At 68.2% G+C, this 2,409-nt stretch carries 3 protein-coding genes and 1 tRNA gene; all 4 read left to right on the forward strand.

Annotated elements, in window-relative coordinates; genetic code table 11:
* The first annotated feature begins 238 nt into the window (after positions 1-238).
* On the forward strand, positions 239-766 hold the full coding sequence (locus HY703_13205) for an adenine phosphoribosyltransferase (protein MBI4546150.1): 528 nt from the start codon (positions 239-241) through the stop codon (positions 764-766).
* 35 nt (positions 767-801) lie between these two features.
* Positions 802-877, forward strand: a tRNA-Arg gene (locus HY703_13210).
* Between the two features lie 223 nt (positions 878-1,100).
* Positions 1,101-1,967, forward strand: a complete 867-nt coding sequence (locus HY703_13215) for a TPM domain-containing protein (GenBank protein MBI4546151.1) — start codon at positions 1,101-1,103, stop codon at positions 1,965-1,967.
* Positions 1,934-2,409, forward strand: a 476-nt coding sequence (locus HY703_13220; protein ID MBI4546152.1) for a nucleotidyltransferase domain-containing protein, incomplete at its 3' end; no start/stop codon positions are given. The genes HY703_13215 and HY703_13220, both read left to right, overlap by 34 nt.

Raw genomic sequence — 2,409 nt, forward strand, 5'->3', positions numbered from 1 at the left:
GCCGCCACCGAGCTAGGCGGCGGAGTCAGCAACGTGAGGTTGATCCTGGGCGCGCACATGTACTTCCCGGTGGGCGGATCGGCGGCCGTCCCGCAATAGCAGGGTCAGCAGCGAGGTTCTTTCCGGGCCGGGGTGTGGCGGGTATTATGGCCCGTCCTACTCCCGGCCGTTCACTTTTTGCCCGGAAAACGTGCACCGTCGAGTGCAGTGAGTCATGGGAACGCTGGACAATCCCGGGCTGATCGAACGCATTCGCTCGCGCATCCGTGACATCCCGGATTTCCCGCAGCCGGGAATCATGTTCAAGGACATTACGCCGCTGCTCTCGGATGCCAGGCTGTTCCCCGAGGTCGTGGAGGGGCTGGCAGCAGAGTTCGCAGAGCAAAGCATCGAGCAGGTGGTGGGCATCGAGTCGCGCGGCTTCATCTTCGCCGCACCACTCGCGCTCGAGCTGGGGTGCGGCTTTGTGCCCGTGCGCAAGCCGGGCAAGCTGCCTTTTCGCACCCTGCGTGTGGACTACGAGCTCGAGTACGGCTCCGATGCGCTGGAAGCCCATGTGGACGCGATCCGGCCTGGCCAGCGCGTGCTGATTGTAGACGACGTCCTGGCGACGGGTGGCACGGCCGCCGCTACCGCGCGACTGGTGAGCAAGCTGGGCGGACAGATCGTCGCCGCCGCATTCATTGTCGAGCTCGCCTTCCTGGGCGGCCGCGGCAGGCTCGCCGGCGTACCCGTGCACTCCGTTCTGCGCTACGACTCCGGTTGATAGCGGCCCCGGATTCGGTTAACTTTCGAGGGTAAGCCCCCGTAGCTCAGGTGGATAGAGCGGCGGTTTCCTAAACCGCGTCTGGCGCAGGTTCGAGTCCTGCCGGGGGCGCTCCGGGCCCTCCTCCCTCGAGAGGACGGCCCGGTTTTCTTACCCGGCGCCGGCTGGATAGGATGTTCGGCCTGACAGCACGGCGCCAGGATCGCGGCTCTTGCTGCCTTGCGGCTATTCTGCTATGCATCGGGCCGTTAGGCGCCGGAGCAGGGCCTCCAATCCTTCATTCGCAAATGGGTCGCTTCAGCGCCAGGCGGAACTTCAGACGAATTGGACCAGAATGAAGGATAGTGACGCTGCACGCGTGCCGCTGAGGGGCGTAAGGCCGGCTGCACTGCTGCCCGCGCTTTTGCTGCTTCCGTGGTCGTCCGCGGCCCACGCGCAGCTCCGGCTCCCGGATCCGGTGGGCTATGTCAACGATTTCGCGGACGTGATCCCGGCGGAAAGGGAGGCCCAGATCGCCCGGATCGTCGAGGAGGTGCAGGCGAAGTCTGGCGGCGAGATCGTGGTCGTCACCCTGGCCTCGCTGGCCGGCCGCACGCGGGACGAGGTGGCGCTCGAGATCGGCCGGCAGTGGAAGGTCGGGCGGAAGGGGGAGCCGGGCGACCCCGGCCGCAACACGGGGGCTGTAGTGCTGGTCGTTCCGAAGGAGACCTCCCCTGATGGCCGGGGGCATGTCAAGATCGAAACTGGGCTGGGCACTTCGACGTTCCTGACTGCTGCGGAGGCCGGGCGGATCGCGGACGACCATATGCTACCCCGGTTCCGCGAGGGCGATTACGGCACCGGGATCCTCCACGGGGTGGGCGCGCTGGCCGCAGCATTCGCCGAGCGTTTCGGTTTCGAGCTGACGGGAGAGGCCGTCGCCAGCGTGCCACCAGAGCAGGGCAGGGAGGGTTCGCTATCCTGGATCCTGTTTCTTCTCCTGATCTTCATCATCCTCATGCTCGGTGGCGGAAGCCGGCGGCGGCGGCGTGGCCTGCCCTTCATTGTGCCCTTTCCGATGGGAGGTCGGCACCGCGGTGGCTGGGGCGGCTTCGGTGGCGGCCTTGGCGGCTTTGGCGGGTTCGGCGGCCGTGGCGGAGGCTTTGGCGGGTTCGGCGGCGGCGGCGGATTTGGCGGCGGCGGCGCGGGCCGGAGCTGGTAAGGAGGGGAACGATAGCGGACCCACGGAAATCCGCGAGCTCGCTGACGCGCGCACTGGCCGACAGGTTCGGCCCCGGGCTGCGCAGTGTGCTGCTCTACGGCTCGGTGGCGCGGGGCGAGGCGGCGCCGGGCGTGAGTGACATTAACGTGCTCGTGCTGTTCGAGCGCGTGGACGGGGGTGTGTTGCTGCGCGCTTCGCCGCTCGCCCGGCGCTGGGCGCGCGCCGGCAATACGGCGCCGCTCGTCATGAGCTGGGGGGAATGGCAGCGGGCGGCAGACGCGTTCGCCATCGAGGTCGCGGACATGCAGGACGCCCACGAGGTGCTGCACGGCGCGGACCCGCTGGAAGGCGTGGTGGTGGACCGCGGGGCCGTACGCCTGCAGGTCGAGCGGGAGCTGCGCGGCAAACTGGTCCAGCTCCGCGAGGGGCTGCTACTCGCGGC

This window comes from Gemmatimonadota bacterium (genome assembly GCA_016209965.1).
Lineage (GTDB): Bacteria > Gemmatimonadota > Gemmatimonadetes > Longimicrobiales > RSA9 > JACQVE01.

Bases quoted from the DNA above. Each gene is read 5' to 3' on its own strand.
- HY703_13215 (MBI4546151.1), top strand. From the start codon at position 1,101: ATGAAGGATAGTGACGCTGCACGCGTGCCGCTGAGGGGCGTAAGGCCG.